The sequence below is a fragment of the Terrihabitans rhizophilus genome (assembly GCF_033898525.1).
GTDB lineage: Bacteria > Pseudomonadota > Alphaproteobacteria > Rhizobiales > Methylopilaceae > Flaviflagellibacter > Flaviflagellibacter rhizophilus.
On sequence record NZ_JAXAFJ010000001.1, the window covers coordinates 166,970 to 189,507 of the forward strand.

Here is a 22,538-nt window from a genome sequence, read left to right on the forward strand (position 1 = left end):
CGCGATCAGGCGAAGCGCTTGGCTCCGGCGACGCACCCGACCACTACGGCCGACGCCGCGATCATCAGCCAACTGACCGGCTCGCCGAGAAGCAGGCCCGCGAGCACCAGCCCGAAAAAGGGCTGTAGAAGCTGGAGCTGAGAAACACCGGCGATGCCGCCGAGGGCCAGTCCGCGATACCAGAACACGAATCCGACCAGCATCGAGAAGACGGACACGTAGCCCAGCCCGAGCCAGGCGGGCGCTCCTACGCCGGCGAATGTGCCGGGCAGCGTGATCACGGCCAGCACCGCCATCACCGGCAATGAGAGGATCAACGCCCAGGAGATCACCTGCCAGCCTCCGAGCTTGCGCGAGAGACTTGCCCCTTCCGCATAGCCGAGGCCGCAGAGCACGATCGCCGCGAGCATCAGCAGGTCCCCGGTCAACGACGCGGTTCCCCCCTGCGCGAGCGCGAAGCAGGCGACGGACAGAGCTCCGAGGACTGAGAACAGCCAGAACACCGGCTGCGGCCGTTCTCCACCCCGCAGCACGCCGAAGATGGCCGTGGCCAGCGGCAGGAGACCGATGAAGACGATGGAATGCGCCGAGGTGATGTGCTGCAAAGCGAGCGCCGTCAGCAGCGGAAAGCCGAGAACGACACCTCCCGCGACGATGGCGAGCGGAACGAGGTCCGCGCGGGCGGGCCTCTTCTGCCGCAGGATCACGAGCAGCACGGCGCCGAGCACGGCTGCGATCACCGCGCGGGCCGAGGTGAGGAACAGGGGCGAAAAATCAGCCACAGCCACGCGCGTGGCCGGCAGCGACCCGCTGAGGATGATTACCCCGAGCAGGCCGCTGGCCCATCCACTTGCGCTCTGTTCCGGAGGCGACGCCATTCGGGAATACTTTCCTGCCCACTGCAATTGCCCCGAGCTTGGACCACACATCATGATGACTGGCCAGCACCATCGGGCCGCAGCCTCTCAGAAGATGAAGCGGCTGATGATGGCGCCGACGCCAAGACAGGACGAGGTCAGGGAGGTCATGCGTGCGGCCCGGCTGTCGAGCATCCTGTCCAGCCGCGCGACCACGCCGGCGTCTTGTGTCTTCAGACGCCTCTTCCCAGCCAGCGAAATCGCGTGAGCCATGAACTCGACCTTGCTGATGGTCGAGCGGTGCATGCGGATGTAGTCGCCGCACCGGAATGCTTGCGCCTCTTCCGGTCCACCAAGCACGACATCCCTGCGGAAGCCGTTCAGCTGCATGAGGCCGGGGAGTCGCGGAACTGGCGCGAAGGACGGCCCATAGCGCTGCTTGAGGATGGCATGCAGATCAATCCTCTGTTCTTCAGGCACCAGCGCAAGGCCGGCTCCGCCCAAGACCAGATCCCTGTGCTGCAGATGCCCGAAGCCGAACACAAGGTCGCGCATGTTCCAGTGGATGACGTAGCGGTCGCGATGAAGAGCAAGGGACGCGTGCAGGCGGTCGATCATGACCCGTTCGATGTCATCCATTCGTGGGCAGGAATTCTCATCCGTGACCGCGAGCTCCTCGGCGATGGCGTGAGGAGCAAAGCTCGTGATGCGCCGGCTTTCGAGCTCCATGGCCGCAATGGAGGTAATCCGCGGGGACGCAGAAGCCAGGCCGCCGCTGTCGTAGAGGCCCTCCGAGGAATAATGAAGAATGGCGAAGCGCTCGGGCTGCCGCGCTGCGGCTCGGAAAAAATCGGCAGGCTGCATGTTCAGTTCCTCCCTTCGGCGCCAAGCGACGATGTGTTTAAGGACTATTATCCTATTCGTGCGCTGGTTGGAAGAACGCGCAGGTTGCACAAGGCTTCACCCAGACCGCTTCTGCCCCGGCCAGCACTCGCGCGCTTGCTCCGCGGGCACATGCGGTGCTAGCCCCTAGACGTCTCGCGCGCGCCCTGAAGGCGCGCTCTGCTCCTCCTGCGAAACGGCACGCTGATGACCTTCCGCCTGCACCGCGGCGATCTTCCCGATGGCCTCACCTTCTCCGGCGCTGTCGCCATCGACACAGAGACCCTTGGCCTGAAGCCCCACCGCGACCGGCTGTGTCTTGTCCAGATCTCGGGCGGCGACGGCAATGCGGAGCTCGTCCAGATCCTTCCGGGGCAGACACGCGCGCCCAATCTGGAAGCCCTGCTTCGCGATCGCTCGGTTCAGAAGCTGTTCCACTTCGCGCGGTTCGACGTCGCCGTCCTCTTCAAGACCTTCAACGTCATGCCTGAGCCGGTGTGGTGCACGAAGATCGCCTCGCGGCTGGTGCGCACCTATACGGATCGCCATGGTCTCAAGGACCTTGTGCGGGAACTGCTCGGCACCGACATCTCCAAGCAGCAGCAAAGTTCCGACTGGGGCGCCGAAACCCTGACGGAGGCACAACTCGCCTACGCCGCATCGGACGTGCTCTACCTTCACCAACTGAAGGAAAAGCTGGAAGTGCTGCTGCAGCGTGAAGGCCGCACGGCGCTGGCTGACGCCTGTTTTGCCTTTCTGCCGATCCGCGCCGCGCTCGACCTGACGGGCTTCGAGGATCAGGATATATTCTCGCACTCCTGAGGCGCTGCGCGCCGGAGACGCTGACGCGTGACGTTCGCCGACCAGAGTACCTTCTTCGTGGTGCCAAATGAGCGGGCGCGCGCGATATCCGCTGCGCGCAGGCACAGCCGGATCGTGCGCGCTTTGCGGCTCGCACTCCCGCTCCTCATCGTCGCGCTTCCGCTTCTTGCAGCCTTGCCCATGCTGCTGACGCCCGAGGCCGAGTTGCCGGACCTGGACCTCGCCGGCATCGGCCTTACTGGCACCGGAATTACGATGGAAAAACCTCGGATGACCGGGTTCAGCGACAACCGCCGCGGCTACGAGGTGACCGCCTCCCGAGCCGAACAGAACCTGCTCAATCCCGGTGTGCTGGGGCTGTTCTCCCTAGAGGCTCGGATGGACTTGCAGGGCAATGGCTGGGCTGTTCTGGCCGCCGAGGAAGGCGTCCTGGACACGAAGGCGGAAGCCCTCGACCTCCGGAAAGACATCCGGCTGGACACAGACAAGGGCGACCGGGTGCGCATGAGCGAAGCGAACATCCGGTTTCCGCAGGAAGAAATCATCTCCAACGCTCCGGTCGAACTTGCGAGCGGGAGCATGACGCTGACGGCGGCACGCATGCGTGTCACGGAAAACGGCGACGCCGCGACCTTCGAGGGCAGTGTGGTCATGATCCTTCAACCGCAGGGCTCCGCCACCGCCCCGACGAGGACAGCGCAATGAGCGGCCGATTCCGCAACGCGGCTATTGCCCTGCTGGCTGGCGTGGCGCTCTCGACCGCCGCTCTTGCCCAGCAATCGGTTACGTCCGCCTTCACCGGCTTCTCCGGCAAGTCGGATCAGCCGGTCAAGATTGAAGCCGACAAGCTCGATGTGCGCGAACGCGACCAGGCGGCGGTGTTCTCCGGCGGCGTGATGGTTCAGCAGGGTCAGTCCGCACTGCGCGCCCGCCAGCTCACCATCCTCTATGACAGCGGAGCCGGCGCCGCTCCTGCTGCTTCGGCATCCGCTCCGGTATCCCCGATGGGGCGCAATATTCGCCGGCTGGAAGCGGAAGGCGCGGTGCAGGTCTCGTCCGGCGAGCAGAAGGCCTCCGGAGATCGCGGCGTGTTCGACATGGCCGCCAATCGGGCAACCCTGACCGGCAACGTGGTCGTGGTGCAGGGCCAGAACGTGCTGCGCGGCGATCGTCTGGTGGTGGACCTCACCACCCAGCAATCGCGTCTCGAAGGCGCAAGCGGCGGTGGAGGCCGGGTGCAGGGCGTGTTCACGCCCGGCCAGGCACGGCCGGGCCAGTAGCGGGCATGTCCTTCATGTTCGGCTTTCGCCGCCGCCCAGCCGACCCTTCACCCGAATTGCACGGCGATGCCGTCGGCTGGCTGGAGGCTCATGGCCTTGCCAAGAGCTATGGTGGCCGAAAGGTCGTGAAGGGCGTCAGCCTTGCGGTGGCGCGGGGCGAAGCCGTCGGCGTGCTCGGGCCGAACGGCGCCGGGAAAACCACCGTGTTCTACATGATCTCGGGCCTGGTGGCCGCAGATGCGGGACGCATCGAACTCAACGGCCAGGATGTCACACCACTGCCGATGTACCGCCGCGCGAGGCTCGGCATCGGCTACCTTCCGCAGGAAGCGAGCATTTTCCGTGGCCTGAACGTCGAGGACAATATCCGCGCGATCCTTGAGGTCGTGGAGCCCGATCGCCGCCGACGCGCCGAGACGCTGGAGGACCTGCTGGACGAGTTCGGCATTGCGCGGCTTCGCAAATCGCCTTCGATTGCGCTGTCCGGCGGCGAGCGGCGACGTCTGGAGATCGCACGTGCGCTGGCAAGCAATCCCGATTTCATGCTGCTGGACGAGCCGTTCGCCGGCGTCGATCCCATCGCGGTGGCCGATATCAGGCTGCTGGTGCGCCACCTCACCGCGCGCGGCATCGGGGTTTTGATCACCGATCACAATGTCCGCGAGACGCTCGGGCTCATCGACCGCGCCTACATCATTCACTCAGGGCAGGTGCTGATGCATGGCACACCCGAGGAAATCGTGGTCCACCCCGATGTGAGACGGCTTTACCTCGGCGAGGAATTCCGGCTTTAAATAGCTCACCGGGCCAGCATGCAAGAAATGGCCCATTTCGCCGGGCGCCCTTAGCGATCAGGAGCCAATGTCGCTTTCTCCCAGACTGATGATGCGTCAGAGCCAGTCGCTCGTCATGACGCCGCAGCTGATGCAGGCCATCAAGCTGCTCCAGCTGTCGAGTCTGGATCTCGAGAACTACGTCTCACAGGAAATCGAGAGCAACCCGCTTCTGGAGCGCGCAGAAGCAGATGGACCCATCGGAGCCGACGGTGGGACCGCGACCGCGGAGAGCGCTGCTCCGGAGGCGGCCGACTGGCTGCAGCACGACCTGCCGGAAAGCCGCGCAGCGCTTGAGACGGACATGGGCGCCGATCTGGTCAACATGTTTCCCGACGAGCCGGCGGCACAGCCTTCCGGGGACAGCTATGTAGCATCGTCGTGGGCGGGGCTCGGCGCGGGCGCTGACGACATGGACGCCAGCCTGGAAAGCCTGCCGGGTGCGGAGCTTTCCCTGCCGGAACATCTGGAAGCCCAACTCGGGCTCGCCACCACCGACCCGGCTGTCAGGATGATCGGGCGCGGCGTCATCGATTGCATAGACGAGGCTGGCTATTTCCGTGACGACCCGGCTCTGCTCGCCGAGCGGCTGGGTGTGACGAGGGAAGAAATCGTCCATGCCTTGAGGATGGTTCAGGGCTTTGACCCGTGCGGCGTCGGCGCGCGGGATTTGAGGGAATGCCTCGCCATCCAGCTGCGAGAGCGCAACCGCCTGGACCCGGCGATGGAGCGTTTCCTCGAACATCTTGATCTCGTCGCGCGACGTGACCTGCCCGCGTTGCGGCGGCTGTGCGAGGTGGACAACGACGACCTCCACGAAATGATCGCGGAAATCCGGCGCCTCAATCCCAAGCCGGGCCTTCTGGTTGGCGGCGGCCATGTGCAGACCGTGATACCGGACGTTCTTGTGCGCGCCGCGCCGGATGGCAGCTGGCTTATCGAGCTAAACACAGAGACGCTGCCGCGCGTGCTTGTGAATCAAACCTACTACGCACGGATTTCGCAGCACCCCATGGCTCCGGGCGAAAAAGCCTTTCTTGCCGAGTGCCTGCAGAATGCCAATTGGCTGACCCGCAGTCTTGAGCAGCGCGCCCGCACCGTGCTGAAAGTGGCCTCCGAGATCGTGCGCCAGCAGGACGGTTTCCTACGCCACGGAGTGCACCGCCTGCGCCCCATGAATCTTCGCGCGGTCGCCGACGCCATCGGGATGCATGAATCTACCGTCTCCCGCGTCACCTCGAACAAGTACATCGCGACGCCGCGGGGGCTCTACGAACTCAAATACTTCTTCACGGCCGCCATTTCGGCGACCGGGCATCAGGAATCGCATTCCGCCGAGGCCGTTCGCCACCGCATTCGCCAGATGATCGACCGCGAACCGCCGGCTAGCGTACTTTCCGATGACGCGATCGTGCAGTCGCTCCGCGACAATGGCGTGGATATCGCCCGGCGAACGGTCGCTAAGTACCGGGAGTCGATGGGCATTCCATCCTCGGTCCAACGCCGCAGGGAGAAGGTCGCCTCGGCCTGAGACGGCGCCGTCCCCCGCTTCATCGGCCGGCTGCATTGACTTCGGTGGGGGCCCTCCGTACCTCTGTGTATCGCGGCGGGCCCACGATTGGGCCGTTGCAGGACGCCTCACCGTGAGCGCGCCTACGCAAGCGGTAACATCAATGAGCCTTCTTCGATGTTGAGCGATCTTCTGTTACCCGGCGCGGTCATTCCGACGCTCAAGGTTGGCAACAAGAAGCAGGCTATCCAGGAACTCGCAGCGCGTGCGGCGGCCTTTGTCGACGTGCCTGAGCGCGAGATTTTCGAGACCCTGCTCCAGAGGGAGCGGCTGGGCTCCACCGGCGTCGGCAACGGCATCGCCATCCCTCATGGCAAGCTGACGCGCATCACCAATCTGTTCGGCATGTTCGCCCGCCTCGAACGCTCCATCGATTTCGATGCGCTGGACAGTGAGCCCGTGGACCTCGTTTTCCTGATCCTGGCGCCCGAGGGTGCCGGCGCCGACCACCTGAAGGCTCTTGCTCGCGTGGCCCGCGTGCTGCGCGACCAATCGACGGCGCAGAAGCTGCGGGCGACGCGCGACCCGGCAGCACTTCACGCGGTTCTCACCCAACCCTCCGCATCCTCCAACGCGGCCTAACCTTCCCGTCTCATGAAACGGTTTCGTAAAGGAACCGGAAACCATGAGAAGTGAGAAGTTTTGTAAAATTGTACCTTTTTGGAACAAGCTTCCCCGATAGCCAGTTGCACAAGTAACTGTTGAAACAAGCCGCAAGGCTTACATTGATCGGGAATGCTCATGCAGACCGTTCTAGTCGTCGAAGATGAAGCCATCATCGCGATGGACCTCGCCTTCTCCATCGAGGCCATGGGCTATCGCGTCATTGGCCCCGCGAGCAATTGCGAGGAGGCGTGCCGTCTCGCCCGCCTGGACTATCCAGACCTGCTGTTGATGGACATCAGCATTCTTGGTCCCGTCGACGGGATCGACACGGCTCGTACCATCAAGCAGGAGCGGGACACGCCCGTCGTTTTCCTCACCGCGGAGGCCGACGCGCGCACCCGGTCACGTGCCGAAGCTGTCGGTGCCAGGGCCTTTTTGAGCAAGCCATGCTCGCCCGATCAGATGCAGAGCGTGCTGGAGAAGGCACTGGCCTGAGCGGATTTATTCCGCTGATAGAGCAGCCACTGGATCAAGCCTCGCAGCCTTCAAAGCCGGGGCAAAGCCGAACACCACGCCTGTCAGAACCGCACAGCCGAACGCCATGAGAACAGGCGACAGCGTGAACTGAAGCGGCAGTCCGGCGGCCTGGATGGCGAAGCCGGCCGCGAAGCCAAGCATCACGCCGAACGTTCCCCCGAATGCCGCCACCACGACGGCCTCGGTCAGGAACTGCTGCAGAATGTTGCGCGTGGATGCACCCGTTGCCATGCGGATGCCGATCTCGCGGGTGCGCTCGGTCACGCTCATCAGCATGATGTTCATGATGCCGATGCCGCCCACCAGCAACGAGATGGACGCGATCGACGCCAGCAGGATCGACAAGGTCTGCTGGGTGGCGTTCACGGCTTCGATGAACGAGGCCATGTTGCGGATCTGGAAGTCCTCGCGCCCGTGACGCTTCGTGAGGATGGTGCGGATATCGGCCTCCGTCTGCGCGATCTGCCCCACATCCTCGGCGGCGACCGTGATCATCCGCACGAAGCGCTCGCCGAACAGCCTGAGCCCGCCCGAGGTGATTGGAACGATGATGGTATCGTCCTGGTCGCCGCCGCCGGGAGACGCGCCTTTCGGCGACATCACGCCGACCACCTGGAACGGAACGTTCTTCACGAGGACGAAGCTGCCGAGCGGATCGGATTCGCCGAACAGGTTTTTCGCGACCGTCTGGCCAAGCACGGCCACCGTGGCCTGCGCGTCCTGATCCTCCCTCGTGAAGAAACTCCCGGACTGCACCGGCCAGTTTCGCACGGTGGGCAGATCGGGTGATGTTGCGCTGGCGGTGGTCTGGTAATCCCGGTTTCCGAGCCGCAGCGTCACGCTGCCGGAGCGCTCCGGCACCGCGGCGATGACGTTGGGGATCTCCTGAACGATGGCGTCCGCATCGTCGGGGATGAGCGTCGCGATCGTTCCCCCCTCGCCCGTCCGCTCGTTTGGCGCACCGGGGCGTATCATCAGGAGGTTCGACCCCAGGGAACCGATGCGCTGGGCCACCTGCTGCTTGGCCCCCTCGCCCACCGCGAGCATGGCAACCACCGATGCCACGCCGATCATGATGCCGAGAAGCGTCAGCACCGTGCGGAAGATGTTGCTCCGCAAGGCGCGGACAGCCATCTTTGCGGCCTCGGCGCTTTCATCCAGCAGCGAAGTCTGGGCGCTGCCGCCGTGCGGAGCGGGCAGCGCGGGCCCGCCCGTCGTCCGACGCGGTTCCGGCCCAGTGTCGGATACGATGCGGCCGTCGCGGATCTCGATCAGACGGCGGGCGTGCTGCGCCACCTCCTTGTCGTGGGTGATGAGAATGACGGTGTGGCCCCCATCGGCCAGGGACGCCAGCAGGGCCATGACGTCCGCGCCGCTTCGCGTATCCAGCGCGCCCGTCGGCTCGTCCGCAAGGATGATGCGCCCGCCGTTCATCAGCGCGCGTGCGATGGAGACCCGTTGCTGCTGGCCGCCGGAAAGCTGGTTCGGCCGGTGGTCAAGCCGCTCCTCGAGGCCCAGCCGCCCAAGCAGTTCGGCACTGCGCGCGCGGCGTTCCTCCGGCACCAGGCCCGCATAAATCGCCGGAACCTCCACGTTCTCCATGGCGGTGGCGGCGGCGATGAGGTTGTAGCTCTGGAAGACGAAGCCGAACTCGTCGCGGCGGAGGCGCGCCAGTTCGTCCCGCCCGAATTCCGAGACATCGCGGCCAGCGAACCGATACTGTCCGCGGCTTGGCCGGTCGAGGCAGCCGAGGATGTTCATCAGCGTCGACTTGCCGGAACCGGACGCACCCATGATCGCCACGAACTCGCCGGGATAGATGGCGAGCGAGATGCCGCGCAGCACCTCCACGGGCACGGCCCCGCCATAGGTCTTTCCGACATCGCGGAGTTCTATCAGCGGCTCGGCCGCCTGGATGGGGGCCGTGCGGAAGCCCGCTTCGTTCACAGGCGCAGACCCGGCGTGCGCGGACCACCGGTGCGCCGCTGCCCACCCGAGGCTCCCCCGGCCGCTCCATCGTTGACGAGGACCTTGTCGCCCTCGCTCAGTCCCGACCTGATCTCCGCCGTCACCCGGTTCTTGACGCCGATCTCCACTGGCCGCTCTTCGACCCCGGAGCCCGCTGCCACACGGGCGGTGTAGCGTCCACTGCCCGGCCGGCCGCGTTCGCGCAGAGCCGAGAGGGGAACCGTCAGCACGTCCTTTGCTTCCGCGACCACGAAGAACACCTGGGCCGTCATCTGGGTCATCAGCTCGCGCTTCGGGTTCTCCACGTCGAACAGGGCCGTGTAGAGGACGACATTGTTGGTCACCTCCGGCGTCGGTAGAACCTGCCGCAATCTGCCCTCCCAACGCCGTTCCCCCGAACCAAGGGTGGTGAACTGCGCGAGCATGCCAATCGTCAGCCGCGAAATGTCGGCCTCCGACACCTGCGTCCACACTGTCATCGTGGAAAGATCGGCGACGCGCATCAGCACAGGCGCCTGCTGCGTCGCGTTGAGCGTCTGGCCCTGACGGGCATCGACGGAGACGACCGTCCCGTCCATTGGCGCCAGTATCTTGGTGTAGCCGAGTGTCGCTTCGTCGCCGCGCAGCGTGGCTTCCGTCTGCTGGATCTGCGCCTTCAGCATGTCGACCTGCGCCGCGGCCGAGCGCGATCCCGCCTCCGCCGACTCGAAGGCGGACTCGGAGACGGCCCTCGTCGTCAGAAGGCGCTTCTGGCGCTCCAGACTCTGGTTTGCGAGGTCGCGTTGAGCTTCCTTGTCCGCGAGCTGAGCCTTCAGCGCAGCCAGCGAGGCACGGCCCGCAAGCACCTTGGTGTTCAACACGACCGGATCGATCTCGGCCAAAAGGTCGCCAGACTTGACCTCGTCTCCGACGACCACCGGGATCTTCTTCACCTGCCCGGAGACCTGCGCGCCCAGATCGACATATTCGAGCGGCTGCAGATTGCCGAGCGCCGCCACGGAATCCGTGACGGTGCCGCGAGTAACCTCAACCGTCGCGGGCTCGGCCTTCGGAGCCCCATCTTGCCAGTAGAAATAGCCGCCCACGCCCGCGCAGGCGATCAGCAGCAGGAGGAATATCGGCCACCGCCTGCGGCGACGGCGGACCGGACGCGCAGGCGCGCTTGCGGGTGATGATGGCGGTGCAGCGAGATCGTTGGGTGCTTGGGGCTGGTCGAGCATTTATGGTCCAGGCGGCGCCGGGAAGCGCCGTTCTGCACCATTTACGCGGCCCAAAGCATTACCCTGCGCTCGAAGCTCGGGATGTTGCCCCGCGTCAGCTAAACGAAACCGTCTCGTGCTCGCCGCCCTTCGGGCGTTCGCCGGTGGTCACGGCCTTCAGGTAGCCGTAGGCGTAGAGAAGCGTGCTCGACGGCGAGTCCCAGTATTCGGCCAGCTGCACGTCCACCTTGATGACGGCCAGGTTCGGATCGTCCTTGCCCTTCGGAAACCATGTGCGGGCAGCCTCGAACCATTGCGCTTCAATCGTCGCACGGTCGCGCAGCACCTGACCCCTGCCGGAGATGGAGACATAGTTCTGCTTGGCCGGATCGGCATAAGTCAGAAGGACTTCGGGATCGGCTTCGATCTCGGCCACCTTCTCCGACGACAGATCCGTGAGGAACCAGAGCTCCCCGTCGAACTCGGCATGGTTCGTGCCCATCGGGCGTGCGTGCATGACGCCGCCTTCACCGCGTGTTGCCATCATCGCGATGCGTGCGTCCTTCAGAAGCTCGAGAACCTTGTCCTTGGCGGCTTGGTCGGTGCGCGCGTCCATCTGTATGTCCTGATGCTGGAGAAGGGGGTTGTGCGGAGAACCCCGACCGCCCCTACGAGTTCCCCCATTGCGAACTACGCTTGCTTTCTGTGGTTCTTACGCTTCATCGGTTTTTGACGGTGATAATCCTTTACTACCGCGCGCGCATATGGGAAGTCAGGCCACCTTAGATAATCGGGACGATCCTTCATGCGCCGTCTTCTTGCCGCTGCCATCACGGGCGCGCTTCTGTTCTCCGCCACCGCCCGTGCGCAGGATGCCAACACCCTGCTCAACGTGTCCTACGACATCGCCCGCGAGCTCTACGCCGCCGTGAACGTCGAGTTCGTGAAGGACTGGAAGGCGAAGACCGGGAGGGACGTGAAGGTGAACGACAGCTTCGCCGGCTCCTCCAAGCAGGCCCGCGCGATCCTCGAGGGCCTCGAAGCCGACATCGTGACCTTCAACCAGGTCACGGACGTGCAGATCCTGGCCGACCGGGGCAAGCTGGTTGCGCCCGACTGGCAGAAGCGCTTCCCGAACAATGCTTCCCCCTTCTATTCGCTGCCGGCTTTCGTGGTGCGCACGGGCAACCCGAAGAACATCAAGAACTGGGACGACCTCGTTCGCGATGACGTGAAGCTGGTGTTCCCGAACCCGAAGACGTCCGGCAATGCCCGCTACACCTATCTGGCGGCTTACGCGTTTGCACTGGAGCAGAACGGCGGAGACGAGGCCAAGGCCGACGCCTTCGTGAAGAAGCTTCTCAGCAATGTCGCGGTGTTCGACACCGGCGGCCGTGGAGCAACCACCACTTTCGTGGAGCGCCAGACGGGTGACGTGCTGATCACCTTCGAGGCGGAGACAGCCGCGATCGTGAAGCAGTATGGGGCCGACAAGTTCCAGACGGTCGTGCCGCCGGTCAGCCTGCAGGCCGAGTTCCCCGTCGCTGTCGTGGAACGCTACGCCGAGAAGCACGGCACGACGGAACTCGCGAAGGGTTATCTCGACTTCCTGTACTCGCCGAAAGGCCAGGAGATCATCGTCGGCTTCGACAACCGCGTGACCGACCCGACGGTGGCTGCCGCGAACAAGGACAAGTTCCCCGAGGTGAAGCTCTACACGGTGGATCAGGTCTTCGGCGGCTGGACGAAGGCGAACGAGGTGCACTTCGCTTCGGGCGGCAAGTTCGACCAGGTGTTCGACGCCCGATAAGCGCTGATCACGATGCTATCAGAGCGCCGGACGGCTTACCGTCTGGCGCTTTTCACGTTGCGCCTTTAAGCCACGCCTCATGACAACGACCCGCTGGCGCCGCAGCGTACTTCCCGGCTTCCCGCTCGCGATGGGCGTGACGATGGGCTATCTCAGCCTCATCGTCCTCCTGCCGCTGTGCGCGTTGCTGCTGCAGGCCATGGACATCGGCTGGACGCGGTTCTTCGCCATCCTGTCCTCCCCACGCACCCTCGCCGCCTTCAAGGTGACCTTCCTGGCGGCGGCTGGCGCCACCTTGTTCAACGCCGTCTACGGACTGGCGCTCGCCTGGGTGCTGGCGCGCTACCAGTTTCCCGGGAAGCGCATCCTCGATGCGCTGGTGGACGTGCCCTTCGCACTGCCCACGGCGGTGGCCGGCCTCGCGCTTGCGACCCTTTTCGCGCAGAATGGCTGGTTCGGAGCGCCGCTGGCGCAGCTTGGCGTAACCGTGATCTTCACGCCGCTCGGCATCGCGGTCGCGATGGCCTTCACCGCCCTGCCCTTCGTGGTGCGCCAGGTGCAGCCGGTGCTGGAGGATGTCAGCGCCGAAGTCGAGGAAGCAGCTCTCACGCTCGGAGCCTCCGACTGGAAGATCTTCCGCGCCATCATCTTCCCCGCCATCTTCCCGGCCTTCCTGGCGGGCTGTTCGCTGGGCTTTGCGCGCTCTATCGGCGAGTTCGGGGCGATCATCTTCATAGCGGGCAACAAGCCCAATTATTCCGAGATCGCAGCGTTGCTGACCTTCATCAGGCTCGAAGAGTATGATTATCCGGCCGCAGCCACGATCTCGACGGCGCTGCTGCTCTGCGCCTTCCTGCTGCTGACCTTCACCAACCTTCTGCAGGCTTGGCACCTGCGCTATATCGGCCGCGAGGACTGATGCTCTTCCAGCGCAGCACGCCCCACCGCACCCATGCCGTCGTTCGCGTCGGAGACGCTCCGCTGACCCGTGGACTGATCATCGGGTTCGTGGCGATTGCTACGCTCCTGGTGCTGATTGCTCCGCTGGTCATCATCTTCGTGCAGGCGCTGTCGCCCGGCATGGGCGTTTACCTGGCGAACCTGTCCAATCCGGACACAAAGAGCGCGATCTGGCTCACGGTGCTGACGGCGCTCGTCGTGGTGCCGATCAACATCGCCTTCGGCATCGCAGCTGCCTGGGCCGTCACCAAGTTCCGGTTCCCGGGACGCAGCCTGATCATCACCCTTATCGAGATCCCCTTCTCGGTGTCGCCGATCATCGCGGGCGTGTCCTATCTGTTCGTCTACGGGGCGCAGGGCCTGTTCGGGCCGCTCGTGGAGGCGTCCGGCCTCAAGATCATGTTCGCGCTGCCCGGCATCTTCCTGGTCAGCATGTTCGTCACCGCACCCTTCGTGGCACGCGAACTGATCCCGCTTATGCAGGTTCAGGGGTCCGACGACGAGGAGGCCGCCATCAGCCTCGGCGCATCCGGGCTGCGCACATTCCTCAGCATCACGCTGCCAAATGTGCGCTGGGCGCTGCTCTACGGCGCCATCCTGTGCAATGCGCGGGTGATGGGAGAGTTCGGCGCGGTATCGGTGGTCTCGGGCAGCATCCGCGGCGTGACCAATACCCTGCCGCTGCAGATCGAACTGCTCTACCACGACTACAACTCGGCCGGCGCCTTCGCAGCTGCCACCGTGCTCGCCAGCCTTGCCGTGGTGACCATCATCGCCCGCACTGTTGTGGAGCGATATGACGAGGCGCGGCAGGAAACGCAGAGAAAGCGCCAGTCAGCCCGTCATTAACAGCCGTGTGATCGATCCTTTTGACCGGTTGAAGCATTATAGCGGGACATGATCCATCTTCTCGCGCTGCCGATCCTCTGGCTGACCCTCTCTGCCTCGGCCGACCCGGCCGGCGCGCAGGAGGCGGCTGCCGCTGCAGTAAGCCGCGCGGACCTCAAGGCCATTGTCCGCACCACCGCCGCCAAGGCGGGCATGCCTCCGGAACTCGCGGACGCGGTCGCCACCGTGGAGAGCAATTACAACACCGGCGCACGTGGCTATGACGGCGAGATCGGCATGATGCAGATCCTGCCATCGACGGCGCGGATGCTGGGCTTCTACGGCACCAATCAGGAACTGGCCGACCCTGCAACCAATGCGCGCTACGCGGTGGAGTACCTCAGCAGCGCGTGGCGCAAGGCGTCGGGCGACATCTGCACCACGGTGATGAAATATCGCGCGGGGCATGGCGAGACGCGCTTCTCGCACAAATCGGTAGCTTACTGCGTGCGTGTCCGCGAACTCCTGGCCGCGCAGGGTTTCCCGGTCACCGGGGTCGTCCCGCCCGCGACGTTCGGCGATTCCCGCGGGACGGTGGCGTCGGCTGGCCGGGTGCGCAGCGGTGGACCGAAGGCCTCACGGGGCCGCAGAAGCAAGATCGATTGGGCGCGCTACGAGCGGCGCGTCAAGGAGATCGACGCCCGAATGTCTTCAGGCCTCACCATCATGCGCTGATGCGCGGATGATCCTCGTCGAGCGTGGCATGGCTTGCCAGCACGTCGCGGAGCGAGGTCACAACGAAGCCGCTGTCCTCCACCGCCCGCCGGACGGCCCGTCCGACGACCATGGAGGTGGGCTCATCGCCATGGATGCACAGCGAGTCGAAGCTGATCTTCAGGCGGCGACCGGACATCGCGATCACTTCGCCGTCCTGGATCATTCGCTCTATGCGCTCCGTGACCGCATTGGGATCGGAGATGACGGAGCCCGGCACGGTTCTCAGCATCAGGCGGCCATCATCGTCATAGTGGCGGTCAGGAAAGGCCTCGCTTGCGAAAGCCAGGTCGAGACGCTCTGCCGCCCATGCCATGCAGGAACCAGCCTGTCCAAGATAGATCAGGTTCGGATCGACCGCCTTGATGGCTCGCCCGATCGTCAAGCCGTGCATCTGGTCCTCAGCGGCGACGTTGTAGAGCGCGCCATGAGCCTTCACGTGGGTGAGGCGTACCCCGGAATCCTCGGCCGCCTGGGCCAGAAGGCCGATCTGGTAGGCAACCAGGGATTCAAGCTCCCAGGCGCTCATGCGGATGACACGTCGTCCGAAACCGGGGAGATCATCGAAACTGGGGTGGGCGCCCACGCACACACCGCGCTCGCCGGCCATCCGGGAAACCTGCCGCATGGTGGCGGCGTCTCCAGCATGGAAGCCACAAGCGATGTTGGCGCTGGACACCAAGCCAAGCAGCGCCTCGTCGTTGGAGAAGCCCTCTCCCAGGTCTGCGTTAATGTCGATCCGTCGTGCCACGGTCCCGCTCCTCCACAGGCCACAGCTTCTAATACAATAGGTATATAGTGGCCCTGTGACTCGGCGAGGGCTCAGGGCGTCTGGATTGGAAAAAAATCTTAGGGTTCAAATCCGTACCCTCGGCGATCTTGCGCTGACCATCGACATGGCTGACGCCGTCAGCAGATCGACCAGCGAGACGGTGCTGTCATCGGCAACGGCCTTGCGGAACGCGGCGCTGCCGGGCGTGCGCGAAGTTGTGCCGGCGTTCTGCTCCATCACCGTGCATTTGGATGCACCCCCGCGCGACAGTGCCGCTCTGCAGGCCAGGATTCTTGCGCTGCTGGACGGGGATGTTCAGGAGCCGCCAGAACGCCGTCGCTTCACGATACCGGTCCTGTATGGCGGCGCGGCCGGGCCCGATCTCGATGAACTCGCGGATCTTTGCCGCCTCCCGGCGGCAGAGGTCGTCGCTCGGCACGGCGGGCGAGCCTACCACGTGCACATGCTGGGGTTCCTGCCGGGATTTGCCTATCTCGGCGAGGTGGAGGAAGCCCTGAGGCAGCCGAGGCTCGACCGGCCTCGCACCCGCGTTTCGCAGGGGTCGGTTGCCGTGGCGGACGCCATGACAGCAGTGTACCCGTCCGCTTCTCCCGGGGGCTGGAGGCTGATCGGCCAAACCCCGGTGCGGATGTTCGATCCGGAAAGGGCAATGCCCTGCCCTTTGGCGGCGGGAGACGTGGTGACGTTCAGCCCGATCAACAGCGCGCGGTTTGCAGAGTTGTCGGCCGACGTAGCGGATGGCTACTGGCTGGAGCCCGACGCGTGAACGCCGCTCTCGAAGTGCTTGAGGCTGGCCTGCAGGCCAGTGTTCAGGACTTGGGACGCCCGGGCTTCCTGACGCTTGGGGTAAGCCGGTCAGGGGCGCTCGACCGCGCGACTCTTCGACTGGCCAACCGCCTTGTCGGCAACACGGACGGCGCGGCTGCCCTGGAAATCCGCAGCCCGGCGCCGGTCTTGCGCGCGCTGAGTACGGTTCGCGTGGCACTCTGCGGCACGTCGGCCGGTCTCATCGTCGAAGCGGCCGGCGGCGCGGTGCATTGGCCGTCGTGGAGGACAGTTGACGTGGAGGCCGGGGAGATCATTCGCGTGCCGCCATTCGGCGACAGCGGGGCGGCCTATCTCAGCCTTTCGGGAGGAATCGACGTCCCCGAGGTACTTGGTTCGCGCTCGACATCCGTGAGCGGCGGCTTCGGAGGGCATGAGGGTCGACCTCTTGCCGATGGAGACCGCCTGCACGTGTTCTCCGCACGCTTCGGACCGCACCACACCTTGCTGCAGCCACCCGGATACCCGGAAACTCTCGTACTTCGCGTGATGCGCGGCCCTCAGGATGATCGCTTCACCGCGGATGCGCTTCGGTTATTCCTGTCGCAGCCCTTCACAGTTACCCGCGACATCAGCCGCATGGGCGCCCGCCTGAGCGGAGAAAAGCTGGTTCACGACGGAGGCGCCGGCATCATATCCGATGGCGTCGTGCCGGGAACGATACAGGTGCCCGCGTCCGGAGAGCCGATCCTGCTCCTCGCGGACTGCCAGACCACAGGTGGCTACGCGAAGATCGCGACAGTGATCTCGGCGGACCTGCCGCTGGCAGGCCGCATCAACCCTGGGACGGAGGTGCGCTTCATTGCCATCGGCGCCAAAAAAGCTGCCGCAGCATTCTACGAGGCCGAAGAGGCTACCGGCCGTTTTGCGGCAGGGATTGTGCCGCTGCGGGAACCGGCGCGGCTTTGACCGTCAGAGGCGGGAAAAGACAGTCTCCACCTCGGTGAGCCCGAACGGCTTACGGAGAAAGGCCTGTGCACCCGCTTCCTCGGCACGGAGGAATGTGCCGCCGTCCCGATGCCCGGTTATGACGATCGAGCGTGCACCGTAGGATTCCTGGCCTGCACGCGCGACTTTCAAGCCATCGCCGCCGCCTGCAAGGTGAATGTCCGTGACGATCAGGTCGGGCCGTTCGCTGGCGACAAGGTGCAGTGCTTCCGCCTCATCCGCGACGACACCCACGACTTCATGACCCAGTCGCTCAAGGATGCTTTCCAGATGAAGTCCTACGATGAATTCGTCCTCGACGATCAAAACCCTGAACTTAGGCTTCTCCACTGCATTTCCGCTAATCGAAACCACGTTGGTACCTCGCACCCTGAAGCGCTAACGGACATTGCCCCGCAGGGTTCCATCAAATTGGACGCCTCGTGCGATTAGGTTGCATGGTGACATCATGATCCAGCCGGTTCCAACGCTCGGCATCATCCTCGCAGGCGGCTTGGCCCGGCGAATGGGTGGCGCCGACAAGCCCCTCGTCCATGTGCAAGGACAAAGCATGGCGGCACGCGTGGCTGCGAAGCTGCGCCCGCAGACGGCAGCCTGTGTCCTCAATGCGAATGGGGATCCTGACCGTTTCGCGGGAGTCGGGTTGCCGGTGATTCAAGATGACCTTCCGGGCTTTCCCGGCCCGCTTGCGGGCGTGCTCGCCGCCCTAGACTGGTGCGCGATGTACCGGCCTGACCTTTCCTGGGCCGTCAGCGTGGCGGCCGACCAGCCCTTCCTGCCGGATGATCTGGTGGGCAGGCTCCACGCCTGCCGGATCAGGAGCGGTGCCGCCTTGGTTCAGGCGGGCAGCGGCGGCCGCACCCATCCCGTGAACGCCCTCTGGCCGGTCGACGTGCGGGCGGAACTGCGTCAGGCGCTTGTCCACGACGACATGCGAAAGATGGGCAGGATCATGGAGCGCTTCGGCGCCGCCACCGAATGGTGGGACGCCACCGCTATTGATCCCTTCTTCAACGTCAACACGCCCGAGGACGTGGCCTTGGCGGAGACGCTCGCAGGCGGCTAGAAAAGCTCCGAATAGGGGCGGTAACCCACGAGATCACCCGGGGCGACTTCGGTGCAGCTTTCTGCAAGTTCGACGAGGCCTGTGGACTCTGTCAGGGAGGTGATGGCTCCCGATCCCTCCCTCGGATGCAGCATGGCCTCTGCCACTCCATCGGCACCGCGCAGGATGCTGACCCGCACGAACTCTCGCCGGCCAGCACGTTTGCGGTAGCTGAACGCCGCGCGGACCGCCAGAAGCGGCTCAGGCGTCCAGTCTTCTCCGGACAATCGGGCGATTAGCCCGCGAACGACCTGGGTGAAGGTCACGAAGACGGCCACCGGATTTCCGGGCAGCCCCACGAAGGGCGTGCCGCCAACCATCGCCATGGTGATCGGGCGCCCGGGCTTGATGGCGAGGCGCCATTGCACCAGCGTGCCGATCCGCTCGACCACGGCCCGTGTGTGGTCCTCCTCGCCCATCGAAACGCCGCCCGACGTCAGCACGAGGTCATGCGCTTCGGTGGCAGACAGGATGGCGTGCTCAAGCGTTTCCGGATCATCGCCCAGAATGCCGAAATCCGTGACCTCGCAACCCGCGCGTCCTAGCAGCCCACGCATCATCGCGCGGTTCGATTCGTAGTGTGCGCCGGAGCCGAGCGGGTGTCCCGGCGCCACCAGTTCGTCGCCGCTTGCCAGCAGCGCCACCCGCAAACGGCGTCGCACCGGAAGTTCCGCGAAGCCCAGCGCCGAGGCGAGGGCTACGTGCTGGGGCCGCAGGCGCGTTCCACCGGCGAGAGCGGGGGCACCGAGCGCGATGTCCTCTCCCGCCAGCCGCCGGTTGGCGCCGTGTCCGAGGCCGGCGGGCAGCAGGACCTGCCCGTTCTCCTCGCGCACATCCTCCTGCATGAAGACTGTGTCCGCCCCACGTGGCATACGAGCGCCGGTAAAAATGCGGGCCGCCTCGCCTCTGCCGAGTTCATGATCGGCGGGGTCTCCGGCGGCGATGCGAACGCCGACGGGCAGCACGGTCTCGCGGCCCTGATGAAGATCCGCGTGCCGCACCGCCCACCCGTCGACGGCGGAATTGTCGTAGCCCGGCAGGCTCAGCGGAGCGATCACGTCGCCCGCGAGGACGCGCCCATCCGCCAGCTCGAGCGGCACGACCTCGATCTCGACCGCAGTCCGCACCCTTTCGGAGATCAGCGCGAGCCCTTCCTCGATGCTCATCGAGCCATTTGAGCCGGGCTTGAAGCAATCGTTGGAGAGTTGGGCCATCAGTCCACCCGCTCCGGCTGAAAAGGCCGGGCCTCGATCAGGACGATATCCGCGATACGCCGCGTATCCTCCAGGTCGATCACCGGCAGCGGCACGTCCGCCACGCCACCTTCGGCTGCCACCGCCACGATCGTCGGATCTTCCGGGTGCAGGAAGGGCTTGCCGTTCGCCGCCCGCCATATCTCCAGCTTGGGATGCGGCCCGCGCTTGAATCCCTCGATCAGGACGAGATCCACGGGCGCGAGCCTGCCGATCAGTTCCCCGAGAGATGGCTCGGGAGCGCCCCTCAATTCGCGCATGAGGGCAAAGCGATTTGCGGAGGTTACAAGAACCTCCGTCGCGCCAGCTTCACGGTGCACCCAGCTGTCTTTGCCCGGCGTGTCGACGTCGAAATTGTGGTGCGCATGCTTGATGGTAGAGACCCGCAAGCCGCGTGTAACCAGCTCAGGAATCAGCTTGCCCAGCAGCGTGGTCTTGCCCGCACCGCTCCAGCCTGCCAATCCCATAACACGCATCCCAGCCACTCCCGATTGCGCCTTCATCTAGGGGAGAACACCTCTCGATGCACCCCCTTAGGTGTGGCCGCCGCGCTCTTGCCGCCGCCCCTGCCGCATGGCACGGAGCGGGATGGCTGACACCGTCCTCGATCTCAAGGGCCTGAAATGTCCTTTGCCGGCGCTGAAGACACGCAAGGCGCTGGAGCGCATTCACCCGGGGGACGTGCTGGACGTCGTCGTCACGGATCCGATGGCCGCCATCGACATTCCCCATCTCCTGCGGCAAACCGGCGACCAACTCGTCCATCAGCTTGCGGAAGATGGGCAGCTTGTCTTCCGCATCCGGAAAGCTTGAAATACTTCTACATTTTGTAGATTACACCGCATTTCACATCGTCTATGTGTAGCCGCCCCTTCAGGGCCTAGCCGGAACGCGTCCAGAGCCAATGACCTATCGTCCCATTCCCAGCACCGCGCCCTTCAGCGAAGAGGACATCACGCTGCTCAACCGCGTGATCGCCCCCTCCTCGCCCATCCAGCGCGCCTGGCTCGCGGGGTTTCTCGCCGGGCTCGATGCGCAAGCAGGCGGCGGCGCGCAGGCGGCCCAGCCAGCCCGTGCCTCGAAGACAAGCGAGCCGCTGACGATCCTGTTCGCGACTGAGTCGGGCAACGCGGAGAAACTGGCCGCTGACGCTGCCAAGGCCGCCCGCAAGAAGGGCTTCAAGCCAAACATCGTGGACATGGCCGACCTCACGCCAGAGGATCTCACCAAGGCGAAGAAGCTGCTCGTCATCGCCGCCACCTGGGGTGAAGGCGATCCGCCGTCCCGCGTCGTGCACACCTATGAAATGCTGATGGGCGACACCGCGCCGCGCGTGGATGGCCTGCAGTTCAGCGTGCTGTCGCTTGGCGACACCGCCTATGTCGATTTCTGCGCCATCGGCCGCAACATCGACGAGCGGCTGGAAGCTCTTGGCGGCACCCGCGTGGCGGACCGCGTGGATTGCGATCTCGACTTCGCGGCTCCCGCCGCCGGCTGGATCGAGTCCACGCTCGAAATCATCGCTCCCGCGCAGACCGCCGATGCCGGCCACGTCATCGAGGTCGATTTCGGCGCCCGCCAGGCCGTGGTGCCGGATGCGCCTGCCGAACTCGAAGTCGTCGACCACATCAACCTCAACTCCTCCCGCTCGGACAAGGAGACCATCCACCTCGCGCTCGGTTTCGAGGATGAGATGGCCTACGAGCCCGGCGATGCGCTGGACATCTACCCGCTGAACGAGCCCGCGCTGGCGGAGGAGATCCTCAACGCCACCGGCCATGCCGGGAACGACGTGCTGAGGGACGAACTGATCCGCGACCGCGACATCACGACGCTCTCGGTGAAGACGCTGGAGAAGTTCGCGGCGGCCATCGGCGACAAGGATGTGCAGGCGCTCATCGCGGGGGGTCATGCACGCGACTGGATCGCCGGCCGCCAGCTGATCGACCTCGTGACGGCGCATCCGGTGAAGCTTTCGGTCGAGCAGATCTTCGACATCACCCGTCCGCTGGCGCCGCGCGCCTATTCTATCGCCTCCTCCCGCAAGGAGTTCGAGGACGAGGTGCATGTGCTGGTCGCCGCCGTGCGCTACGAGACTCATGGCCGGCAGCGCATGGGCGTCACGTCCTCCTACATCGCCGACAGGCTGAAGAAGGGCGCGAGCGTCCGGGCCAAGCTGAAGCCGAACAAGCACTTCCGCCTGCCGGAACCCGACCGCGACGTCATCATGATCGGCCCGGGCACCGGTGTCGCGCCGTTCCGCGCCTTCGTGCAGGAGCGCCGCGCCATCGCCGCCTCGGGGCGCAACTGGCTGTTCTTCGGTGACCGCCAGTTCACGCACGATTTCCTGTACCAGCTGGAATGGCAGGAAGCGCTGGCCGACGGCTCGCTGGCGCGCATGGACGTGGCGTTCTCACGGGATGCCCCGCAGAAGGTCTATGTGCAGGACCGCATGTGGCACCGCCGCACCGACCTGGTTGACTGGCTGGAAGGCGGCGCCAAGTTCTATGTGTGCGGCGATGCCAAGAACATGGCCCGCGACGTTCGCGCCACGCTGGTGAAGGCCTTCGCGGACGTGAAGGCGCTGAGCGCCGAGAATGCCGAGGCTGCCGTCCGCGCACTGGAAGCCGAGAAGCGCTACCTGCAGGACGTCTACTAGAACGCCGTCATCCTTCGGCACGGCCGGAG

The 22,538-nt window shown here is 65.0% G+C and carries 25 protein-coding genes; 16 read left to right on the plus strand and 9 right to left on the minus strand.

The window, feature by feature from the left end; genetic code table 11:
• Positions 1-5: 5 nt before the first annotated feature.
• Positions 6-878: a DMT family transporter gene (locus tag SCD90_RS00705; protein ID WP_319842695.1), complete on the minus strand. Its 873-nt coding sequence runs from the start codon at positions 876-878 to the stop codon at positions 6-8.
• Positions 879-965: 87 nt separating this feature from the next.
• Complete coding sequence (locus tag SCD90_RS00710) at positions 966-1,721, minus strand: hypothetical protein (protein WP_319842696.1); 756 nt, start codon at positions 1,719-1,721, stop codon at positions 966-968.
• Positions 1,722-1,946: 225 nt separating this feature from the next.
• Between SCD90_RS00710 and SCD90_RS00715 the strand changes: the two genes are divergently transcribed.
• The 7 genes from SCD90_RS00715 (at position 1,947) to SCD90_RS00745 (ending at position 7,345) form a co-directional block, all read left to right on the plus strand.
• A complete protein-coding gene (locus SCD90_RS00715; protein ID WP_319842697.1) occupies positions 1,947-2,561 on the plus strand; it encodes a ribonuclease D in 615 nt (204 codons plus the stop codon).
• Between the two features lie 180 nt (positions 2,562-2,741).
• Entirely contained in the window at positions 2,742-3,266 is a 525-nt protein-coding gene (locus SCD90_RS00720; protein WP_319842698.1) for an LPS export ABC transporter periplasmic protein LptC, read from the plus strand.
• Positions 3,263-3,841: an LptA/OstA family protein gene (locus SCD90_RS00725; RefSeq protein WP_319842699.1), complete on the plus strand. Its 579-nt coding sequence runs from the start codon at positions 3,263-3,265 to the stop codon at positions 3,839-3,841. Before SCD90_RS00720 ends, SCD90_RS00725 begins: the two co-directional genes overlap by 4 nt.
• A gap of 14 nt (positions 3,842-3,855) precedes the next feature.
• Positions 3,856-4,635 (plus strand): LPS export ABC transporter ATP-binding protein, encoded by a 780-nt coding sequence (gene lptB / locus SCD90_RS00730; RefSeq protein WP_319843216.1) that lies wholly within the window; start codon positions 3,856-3,858, stop codon positions 4,633-4,635.
• Between the two features lie 67 nt (positions 4,636-4,702).
• Positions 4,703-6,205, plus strand: a complete 1,503-nt coding sequence (gene rpoN / locus SCD90_RS00735) for an RNA polymerase factor sigma-54 (RefSeq protein ID WP_319842700.1) — start codon at positions 4,703-4,705, stop codon at positions 6,203-6,205.
• 156 nt (positions 6,206-6,361) lie between these two features.
• Positions 6,362-6,826 (plus strand): PTS IIA-like nitrogen regulatory protein PtsN, encoded by a 465-nt coding sequence (gene ptsN / locus SCD90_RS00740; RefSeq protein ID WP_319842701.1) that lies wholly within the window; start codon positions 6,362-6,364, stop codon positions 6,824-6,826.
• Between the two features lie 159 nt (positions 6,827-6,985).
• Positions 6,986-7,345 (plus strand): response regulator, encoded by a 360-nt coding sequence (locus SCD90_RS00745; RefSeq protein WP_319842702.1) that lies wholly within the window; start codon positions 6,986-6,988, stop codon positions 7,343-7,345.
• A 6-nt stretch (positions 7,346-7,351) separates the two neighbouring features.
• Here SCD90_RS00745 and SCD90_RS00750 read toward each other — a convergent pair whose 3' ends face one another.
• The 3 genes from SCD90_RS00750 to SCD90_RS00760 all read right to left on the minus strand — a co-directional run bounded on the left by SCD90_RS00750 (position 7,352) and on the right by SCD90_RS00760 (position 11,170).
• Complete coding sequence (locus SCD90_RS00750; RefSeq protein ID WP_319842703.1) at positions 7,352-9,334, minus strand: MacB family efflux pump subunit; 1,983 nt, start codon at positions 9,332-9,334, stop codon at positions 7,352-7,354.
• The gene (locus tag SCD90_RS00755; protein ID WP_319842704.1) at positions 9,331-10,575 is read right to left on the minus strand and encodes an efflux RND transporter periplasmic adaptor subunit; all 1,245 of its coding nucleotides are present in this window, start codon (positions 10,573-10,575) and stop codon (positions 9,331-9,333) included. The genes SCD90_RS00750 and SCD90_RS00755 overlap by 4 nt, the downstream gene beginning before the upstream one ends.
• 94 nt (positions 10,576-10,669) lie before the next feature.
• The gene (locus SCD90_RS00760) at positions 10,670-11,170 is read right to left on the minus strand and encodes a pyridoxamine 5'-phosphate oxidase family protein (RefSeq protein ID WP_319842705.1); all 501 of its coding nucleotides are present in this window, start codon (positions 11,168-11,170) and stop codon (positions 10,670-10,672) included.
• A 189-nt stretch (positions 11,171-11,359) separates the two neighbouring features.
• Between SCD90_RS00760 and cysP the strand changes: the two genes are divergently transcribed.
• The 4 genes from cysP (at position 11,360) to SCD90_RS00780 (ending at position 14,887) form a co-directional block, all read left to right on the plus strand.
• Positions 11,360-12,364, plus strand: a complete 1,005-nt coding sequence (gene cysP, locus SCD90_RS00765) for a thiosulfate ABC transporter substrate-binding protein CysP (RefSeq protein WP_319842706.1) — start codon at positions 11,360-11,362, stop codon at positions 12,362-12,364.
• 79 nt (positions 12,365-12,443) lie between these two features.
• Positions 12,444-13,283 carry a sulfate ABC transporter permease subunit CysT gene (gene cysT, locus SCD90_RS00770; protein ID WP_319842707.1) on the plus strand — a complete coding sequence of 280 codons (840 nt, stop codon included), beginning with the start codon at positions 12,444-12,446 and terminating at the stop codon, positions 13,281-13,283.
• Entirely contained in the window at positions 13,283-14,173 is an 891-nt protein-coding gene (gene cysW, locus SCD90_RS00775) for a sulfate ABC transporter permease subunit CysW (protein WP_319842708.1), read from the plus strand. Before cysT ends, cysW begins: the two co-directional genes overlap by 1 nt.
• A 48-nt stretch (positions 14,174-14,221) precedes the next feature.
• Positions 14,222-14,887: a lytic transglycosylase domain-containing protein gene (locus tag SCD90_RS00780; RefSeq protein ID WP_319842709.1), complete on the plus strand. Its 666-nt coding sequence runs from the start codon at positions 14,222-14,224 to the stop codon at positions 14,885-14,887.
• On the opposite strand, the gene SCD90_RS00785 is transcribed toward SCD90_RS00780, so the two are convergent.
• On the minus strand, positions 14,877-15,677 hold the full coding sequence (locus tag SCD90_RS00785) for a LamB/YcsF family protein (RefSeq protein ID WP_319842710.1): 801 nt from the start codon (positions 15,675-15,677) through the stop codon (positions 14,877-14,879). The genes SCD90_RS00780 and SCD90_RS00785 overlap by 11 nt on opposite strands.
• A 55-nt stretch (positions 15,678-15,732) precedes the next feature.
• Here SCD90_RS00785 and pxpB point away from each other — a divergent pair, with 55 nt between their 5' ends.
• Positions 15,733-16,485 (plus strand): 5-oxoprolinase subunit PxpB, encoded by a 753-nt coding sequence (gene pxpB / locus SCD90_RS00790; RefSeq protein WP_319842711.1) that lies wholly within the window; start codon positions 15,733-15,735, stop codon positions 16,483-16,485.
• Complete coding sequence (locus SCD90_RS00795; RefSeq protein ID WP_319842712.1) at positions 16,482-17,453, plus strand: 5-oxoprolinase subunit C family protein; 972 nt, start codon at positions 16,482-16,484, stop codon at positions 17,451-17,453. The genes pxpB and SCD90_RS00795 overlap by 4 nt, the downstream gene beginning before the upstream one ends.
• Positions 17,454-17,456: 3 nt before the next feature.
• Here the strand turns inward: SCD90_RS00795 and SCD90_RS00800 are convergent, their stop codons facing one another.
• Positions 17,457-17,822 carry a response regulator gene (locus SCD90_RS00800; RefSeq protein ID WP_319842713.1) on the minus strand — a complete coding sequence of 122 codons (366 nt, stop codon included), beginning with the start codon at positions 17,820-17,822 and terminating at the stop codon, positions 17,457-17,459.
• 118 nt (positions 17,823-17,940) lie between these two features.
• Between SCD90_RS00800 and mobA the strand changes: the two genes are divergently transcribed.
• Positions 17,941-18,558: a molybdenum cofactor guanylyltransferase MobA gene (gene mobA, locus SCD90_RS00805; protein WP_319842714.1), complete on the plus strand. Its 618-nt coding sequence runs from the start codon at positions 17,941-17,943 to the stop codon at positions 18,556-18,558.
• On the opposite strand, the gene SCD90_RS00810 is transcribed toward mobA, so the two are convergent.
• Both SCD90_RS00810 and mobB read right to left on the minus strand, forming a co-directional pair.
• Positions 18,555-19,811 carry a molybdopterin molybdotransferase MoeA gene (locus SCD90_RS00810; RefSeq protein WP_319842715.1) on the minus strand — a complete coding sequence of 419 codons (1,257 nt, stop codon included), beginning with the start codon at positions 19,809-19,811 and terminating at the stop codon, positions 18,555-18,557. The genes mobA and SCD90_RS00810 overlap by 4 nt on opposite strands.
• Positions 19,811-20,326, minus strand: a complete 516-nt coding sequence (gene mobB, locus SCD90_RS00815; RefSeq protein WP_319842716.1) for a molybdopterin-guanine dinucleotide biosynthesis protein B — start codon at positions 20,324-20,326, stop codon at positions 19,811-19,813. The genes SCD90_RS00810 and mobB overlap by 1 nt, the downstream gene beginning before the upstream one ends.
• 112 nt (positions 20,327-20,438) lie before the next feature.
• Here mobB and SCD90_RS00820 point away from each other — a divergent pair, with 112 nt between their 5' ends.
• Positions 20,439-20,663: a sulfurtransferase TusA family protein gene (locus SCD90_RS00820; RefSeq protein ID WP_319842717.1), complete on the plus strand. Its 225-nt coding sequence runs from the start codon at positions 20,439-20,441 to the stop codon at positions 20,661-20,663.
• A 91-nt stretch (positions 20,664-20,754) separates the two neighbouring features.
• Positions 20,755-22,509 carry a diflavin oxidoreductase gene (locus SCD90_RS00825; RefSeq protein WP_319842718.1) on the plus strand — a complete coding sequence of 585 codons (1,755 nt, stop codon included), beginning with the start codon at positions 20,755-20,757 and terminating at the stop codon, positions 22,507-22,509.
• Positions 22,510-22,538 lie beyond the last annotated feature (29 nt).